At 51.7% G+C, this 6,030-nt stretch carries 7 protein-coding genes and 2 tRNA genes; all 9 read left to right on the forward strand.

Going from position 1 to position 6,030, the window contains the following annotated elements; genetic code table 11:
- Window positions 1–2 precede the first annotated feature (2 nt).
- The 9 genes from ybgC to DZE2538_RS05805 all read left to right on the forward strand — a co-directional run bounded on the left by ybgC (window position 3) and on the right by DZE2538_RS05805 (window position 5,944).
- Complete coding sequence (gene ybgC, locus DZE2538_RS05765; protein WP_019845437.1) at window positions 3–407, forward strand: tol-pal system-associated acyl-CoA thioesterase; 405 nt, start codon at window positions 3–5, stop codon at window positions 405–407.
- Complete coding sequence (gene tolQ, locus DZE2538_RS05770) at window positions 404–1,090, forward strand: Tol-Pal system protein TolQ (RefSeq protein ID WP_012770580.1); 687 nt, start codon at window positions 404–406, stop codon at window positions 1,088–1,090. The genes ybgC and tolQ overlap by 4 nt, the downstream gene beginning before the upstream one ends.
- Window positions 1,091–1,102: 12 nt before the next feature.
- Entirely contained in the window at window positions 1,103–1,528 is a 426-nt protein-coding gene (gene tolR / locus DZE2538_RS05775) for a colicin uptake protein TolR (RefSeq protein ID WP_012883918.1), read from the forward strand.
- 77 nt (window positions 1,529–1,605) lie between these two features.
- Window positions 1,606–2,805 carry a cell envelope integrity protein TolA gene (gene tolA, locus DZE2538_RS05780; RefSeq protein ID WP_019845438.1) on the forward strand — a complete coding sequence of 400 codons (1,200 nt, stop codon included), beginning with the start codon at window positions 1,606–1,608 and terminating at the stop codon, window positions 2,803–2,805.
- A 130-nt stretch (window positions 2,806–2,935) separates the two neighbouring features.
- The gene (gene tolB / locus DZE2538_RS05785; RefSeq protein ID WP_023639244.1) at window positions 2,936–4,222 is read left to right on the forward strand and encodes a Tol-Pal system beta propeller repeat protein TolB; all 1,287 of its coding nucleotides are present in this window, start codon (window positions 2,936–2,938) and stop codon (window positions 4,220–4,222) included.
- A 39-nt stretch (window positions 4,223–4,261) separates the two neighbouring features.
- The gene (gene pal / locus DZE2538_RS05790; protein ID WP_016941932.1) at window positions 4,262–4,768 is read left to right on the forward strand and encodes a peptidoglycan-associated lipoprotein Pal; all 507 of its coding nucleotides are present in this window, start codon (window positions 4,262–4,264) and stop codon (window positions 4,766–4,768) included.
- Between the two features lie 9 nt (window positions 4,769–4,777).
- Window positions 4,778–5,590, forward strand: coding sequence for a cell division protein CpoB (gene cpoB / locus DZE2538_RS05795; protein ID WP_038913454.1), 813 nt, complete (start codon window positions 4,778–4,780; stop codon window positions 5,588–5,590).
- Window positions 5,591–5,763: 173 nt separating this feature from the next.
- Window positions 5,764–5,839: transfer RNA gene (locus DZE2538_RS05800), tRNA-Lys, on the forward strand.
- A gap of 29 nt (window positions 5,840–5,868) precedes the next feature.
- A tRNA-Lys gene (locus DZE2538_RS05805) sits at window positions 5,869–5,944 on the forward strand.
- Window positions 5,945–6,030 lie beyond the last annotated feature (86 nt).

Below are 6,030 nucleotides of genomic sequence, written 5' to 3' on the forward strand. Positions count from 1 at the left end.
GAGTGAGTAATAAAGTGTTCCGCTGGCCAGTGCGTGTCTACTATGAAGATACAGATGCAGGTGGTGTGGTTTATCACGCGCGTTATGTGGCCTTCTATGAACGAGCCAGAACTGAAATGTTGCGCGCGCACGATTTTCATCAGCGCGTACTCATGAATGAACATATTGCCTTTGCTGTACGTAAAATGACGATTGAGTATCTTGCCCCGGCGCGTCTTGACGATTTACTGGAAGTGCAAAGCGAAATCGTTACGATACGCGGCGCTTCCATGACATTCGCACAGCGCATTCTTGACTCGTATGGCACCCTGCTGAGCCATGCCGAGGTTTTAGTCGCATGTATCGATCCATTTCAAATGAAGCCGGTTGCGCTTCCTAAGTCTATTGTCGCGGAGTTTAAGCAGTGACTGACATGAATATTCTTGATTTGTTCCTGAAGGCTAGCCTTCTGGTTAAACTTATCATGTTAATTTTAATCGGTTTTTCCATTGCCTCTTGGGCGATTATCATTCAGCGTACCCGTATTCTGAATGCTGCGACGCGTGACGCCGAAGCGTTTGAAGACAAATTCTGGTCGGGTATTGAGCTGTCTCGCCTTTATCAGGAAAGTCAGACTCGTCGTGAGAATCTGACAGGTACTGAGCAAATTTTTTATGCGGGCTTCAAGGAGTTCGCGCGGTTACATCGGGCCAATAGCCATGCACCGGAAGCGGTGGTGGAAGGGGCCTCCCGTGCCATGCGTATTTCCTTGAACCGTGAGCTGGAAACACTGGAAACCCATATTCCTTTCCTCGGCACCGTCGGGTCTATCAGCCCGTATATCGGTTTGTTCGGTACCGTATGGGGGATTATGCATGCGTTCATCGCTCTGGGGGCGGTGAAGCAGGCGACACTACAGATGGTGGCGCCAGGTATCGCCGAAGCATTGATTGCTACCGCTATCGGTCTGTTCGCCGCAATCCCGGCCGTTATGGCATATAACCGGCTGAACCAGCGTGTGAACAAACTGGAACAGAATTACGACAACTTCATGGAAGAGTTTATTGCTATCCTGCACCGTCAGGCTTTCTCCAGCGAAGGCAACCGTTAATCAGGAGGTGATATGGCTCGTGCGCGTAGCGGCCGCCGGTCGCTGAAATCCGAGATTAATATTGTTCCTCTGCTGGACGTGTTGTTGGTGTTGTTGTTGATCTTCATGGCAACTGCACCAATCATCACTCAGAGCGTGGAAGTGGATCTGCCGGATGCAACCGAATCCAAGACCGTATCCAGCAACGATAATCCGCCGGTGATTGTCGAGGTATCCGGTGTGGGGCAATACAGTCTGGTCGTTGATCATAACCGTATGAATCAATTGCCTGCGGAGCAGGTGGTGGCTGAAGCTCAGTCTCGCCTGACCGCAAACCCGAAAACGGTCTTTCTGATCGGGGGTGCCAAAGATGTTCCTTATGATGAGATCATCAAGGCGCTGAATTTGTTGCATCAGGCCGGTGTCAAATCTGTCGGGTTGATGACGCAGCCGATTTGACCGGCGAGTCCGTGAATGATGACATCTGAAAAGGATAGGCATCATTTGTCTGGCAAAACTGTTTTTGGGAATCCTTTGTGTTAAAGGCAAACGAACGAAACGATAAGCTAAAGCGAGCCGTCATAATCTCGGTCGTTTTGCACGTTATTCTGATTGCGTTGCTGATTCTGAGTTCACTGAACCAGAAGATGGATGACGCCAGCGGTGGTGGCGGCGGTTCATCCATTGACGCGGTGATGGTTGACCCCAGTGCGGTGGTCGATCAATACAATCGTCAGCAACAGCAGCAGAGTGACGCTCGCCGCGCTGAGCAACTGCGTAAAAAACAGGCAGATCAGCAGGCTGAAGAGTTGCAGGCGAAACAGGCTGCCGAACAGCAGCGGCTAAAAGAACTGGAAAAAGAACGCCTGCAGGCACAAGAAGAAGCGAAACAACAAGCGCAGGAACAGGCGCAACAGCAAAAACAGGCGGAGGAAGCCGCCCAGAAAGCGAAGGAACAGCAAAAACAAGCCGAAGCAGCGGCCGCGAAGGCTAAAGCAGAAGCCGAACAGCAGGCTAAGGCTGCTGCCGCAGCGAAGAAGCAGGCGGAAGACGAAGCGAAAAAACAGGCTGCTGCTGACGCGAAGAAGAAAGCGGAAGAAGAAGCAAAAGCTAAGGCAGCGGCTGCTGCAGCTGAAGCCAAGAAGAAAGCTGAAGACGACGCCAAGGCTAAAGCGGCTGCTGAGGCTAAGCAGAAAGCTGAAGACGATGCCAAAGCTAAGGCGGCAGAGGCTGCTAAGGAAAAAGCCGCGGCTGAAGCGGCTAAGAAAGCTGAGGCCGCTGCTGCTGCCAAGAAAGCGGCAGACGACAAGAAAAAAGCCGCGGCTGCTGCTGCCAAGCAGGCGGGTGAGGTTGATGACCTGCTAGGTGGTTTGGCTTCATCGAAGAATGCTCCCAAAGGTGGGGGTAATGCAGCCGGTAGTAATGCACCAGCCGGGGCCGGTAATAATAAGAAGAGCGGGGCATCGGGCGCGGCGCTGGATAGTTACGGCAGCCAGGTTCGTACCGCGATTCAGAGCAAGTTTTATGACTGGGAGTCCTACAAAGGACGTACCTGTACGTTACGCATCCGACTGGCGCCTGATGGCCTGCTAATCGATGTGAAGAGCGAGGGCGGCGATCCGGCATTGTGTCAGGCGGCAATTGCTGCGGCCAAGCAGGCTCGGATACCGAAGCCACCCACCTCTGATGTATATGAGGCTTTCAAGAACGCACCAATAGACTTTAAACCGCAGTGATCCGGTTGCCAGTTGGCGGAGTTTACGACTATGTCTTCACTGGTCACCGTGCACATCGTGTTTGTTGATATGGGTTTGTTAAACGCTGCCAGGTTATCGTAGGCTCTGGAGCCGGGATAAGGGAGATGAGATGAAGCAGGCATTAAAAATTGCATTGAGTTTTCTGATGCTGTGGACGGCTGTGTTGCATGCAGAAGTCCGTATTGAAATTACTCAGGGGGTCGACTCCGCACGGCCGATCGGCGTGGTTCCGTTTAAATCGACGGGCGGCGCAGTTCCTGAAGAGATCGGCAGCATTGTTGCTGCAGATTTGCGTAACAGCGGTAAATTCAACCCTATCGACCCCAGCCGTATGCCACAACAGCCGGGTACCGCGGCTGAAGTAACGCCGTCTGCCTGGACCGCTCTGGGTATTGACGCGGTAGTCGTCGGGCAGGTTCAGCCGACAGCCGATGGCTATCTGGTTTCCTATCAACTGGTAGATACCTCCGGCAGTGCAGGCAGCGTGCTGGCGCAGAACCAGTTCAAAGTGACCAAGCAGTGGCTGCGTTATGCTGCGCATACCGCCAGCGATGAGGTTTTCGAGAAGCTGACAGGCATCAAGGGCGCTTTCCGTACGCGTATCGCTTATGTGGTGCAAACCAATGGCGGGCAGTATCCGTATGAATTGCGTGTAGCGGATTACGACGGTTACAACCAATTTGTGGTTCATCGCTCTCCAGAACCGTTGATGTCACCGGCCTGGTCTCCTGATGGCAGCAAACTGGCCTATGTGACCTTCGAGAGTGGCCGTTCTGCGCTGGTGGTACAGACACTGGCCAATGGTGATATCAGACAAATTGCGTCTTTCCCACGTCACAATGGTGCGCCGGCATTCTCACCGGATGGGTCTAAACTGGCTTTTGCGCTGTCCAAAAGTGGTAGCCTGAATTTGTATGTGATGAATCTGGGCTCTGGCCAGATTTCTCAGGTAACAGATGGTCGCAGTAATAATACTGAGCCGACCTGGTTCCCTGATAGCCAAACGCTGGCCTATACTTCTGACCAGGCCGGTCGTCCCCAGATTTATAAAATCGGTATCAACGGCGGTGCTCCTCAGCGTCTGACCTGGGAAGGCTCCCAGAATCAGGATGCTGAAATCAGCAGCGATGGTAAATTCCTGGTGATGGTCAGCTCCAATGGTGGCGCTCAGCATATCGCCAAACAGGATCTGGTAACGGGTGGCGTTCAAGTGTTAACGGACACGTTCCTGGATGAAACGCCGAGTATCGCACCCAATGGCACCATGGTAATCTACAGCTCCAAACAGGGACTGGGTTCCGTGTTGCAACTGGTTTCGACCGACGGGCGTTTTAAAGCGCGTCTTCCGGCAACCGATGGTCAGGTGAGATTCCCTACCTGGTCGCCGTATATGTAATCAAAAATATGTACAATAACCTATTTAAAGGACATAGAAATGCAATTCAATAAAGTGCTGAAAGGCCTGATGTTGGCTCTGCCGGTGCTGGCTGTTGCCGCATGTAGCTCCAACAAACACGCTAACAATGACCAGTCCTCCCTGAACGGCGGTGCTGGTATGGAAAATGGCGGTAACATGTCTTCTGCTGAGCAGGCTCGTCTGCAGATGCAGGAACTGCAGCGCAACAATATCGTTTACTTCGATCTGGACAAATATGACATTCGTCCTGACTTCGCTCAGATGCTGGATGCCCACGCTGCTTTCCTGCGTAGCAACCCGTCTTACAAAGTGACCATCGAAGGTCATGCGGACGAACGTGGTACACCGGAATACAACATCGCTCTGGGCGAGCGTCGTGCTAATGCTGTGCAGATGTATCTGCAGGGTAAAGGCGTGTCTGCCGATCAGATCTCCGTGGTTTCTTATGGTAAAGAGAAACCTGCCGTTCTGGGTCATGACGAAGCTGCATGGTCCAAGAACCGTCGTGCCGTTCTGGTATACTAAGAGAATCGCATGAGCAGTAACTTCAGACATCACATGTTGAGTCTGTCGTTACTGGTTGGCGTAGCGGCCCCTTGGGCCGCTACTGCCCAAGCGCCAATCAGTAATGTCGGCTCAGGCTCGGTAGAAGATCGAGTCACTCAGCTGGAGCGTATCTCCAACGCTCATAGTCAGTTATTAACCCAACTTCAGCAACAACTCGCCGACACTCAGCGCGATATCGATGGCTTGCGCGGCCAAATCCAGGAAAATCAATATCAGCTGAATCAGGTCGTTGAGCGTCAAAAGCAGATCTATCAGCAAATTGACAGCCTGGGTTCTCAGAGCGGCGGTCAATCCTCTTCTGGTGCGTCATCGGCAGCTAATGCTGCGGCGTCTGCACCAGCGGCAGCCAGCGATGCAGGAGCCGCAAGTAACACCGGTACAAGTTCCGCAGCGCCAGCTATGACGGGTGATGCGAATACCGATTACAACGCAGCTGCTTCATTGGTGCTGGAAAAGAAACAGTATGATCAGGCGATTGCGGCGTTTCAGAATTTCGTTAAACGATATCCTGATTCAACCTACCAGCCGAATGCGAATTACTGGTTAGGGCAATTGTTCTACAATAAGGGTAAAAAAGATGACTCGGCGTATTACTTCGCTAATGTTGTCAAAAACTACCCTAAATCACCGAAAGCACCGGAAGCCATGTTCAAAGTTGGCCTCATCATGCAGGAAAAAGGTCAGACTGATAAAGCCAAGGCAGTCTACCAACAGGTGGTAAAGAACTACCCCAATACTGATGGTGCAAAACAAGCTCAGAAGCGTTTGGATAGTTTGTGATTCCCTTTCTGGCACAAAAACTGCGCGATATGCGTGGTTTTTGCGCTGGAGAGTTCAAGGGATAAGCAGTTGAGCTTTTTTTTCGGAAAATGTGTTGCACAGAAAAATTATATTAGTAATATATGCCGCCGTTGCCAAGGCGATGCTGAATCGCTAAAAGCAGCCGAATGTTTGGGTCGTTAGCTCAGTCGGTAGAGCAGTTGACTTTTAATCAATTGGTCGCAGGTTCGAATCCTGCACGACCCACCAAACAATCTCTGTGTAGCATATCCCGTAGCGGGTCGTTAGCTCAGTCGGTAGAGCAGTTGACTTTTAATCAATTGGTCGCAGGTTCGAATCCTGCACGACCCACCACCGCTAAATAAATCACTCCCTTTTAATTCGCTCACTGTATTTCAGACATGACGCTGTCGTGCAGGTGAGAAGCTGCGTTCAGGTTC

The sequence above is a fragment of the Dickeya zeae NCPPB 2538 genome (assembly GCF_000406165.1).
Classification (GTDB): Bacteria; Pseudomonadota; Gammaproteobacteria; order Enterobacterales; family Enterobacteriaceae; genus Dickeya; species Dickeya zeae.

What these genes read in the sequence shown, in the direction of transcription:
- tolR (WP_012883918.1), top strand. Translation starts at nt 1,103, where the DNA reads ATGGCTCGTGCGCGTAGCGGCCGCCGGTCGCTGAAATCCGAGATTAAT.
- tolB (WP_023639244.1), top strand. Translation starts at nt 2,936, where the DNA reads ATGAAGCAGGCATTAAAAATTGCATTGAGTTTTCTGATGCTGTGGACG.
- pal (WP_016941932.1), top strand. Translation starts at nt 4,262, where the DNA reads ATGCAATTCAATAAAGTGCTGAAAGGCCTGATGTTGGCTCTGCCGGTG.
- cpoB (WP_038913454.1), top strand. Translation starts at nt 4,778, where the DNA reads ATGAGCAGTAACTTCAGACATCACATGTTGAGTCTGTCGTTACTGGTT.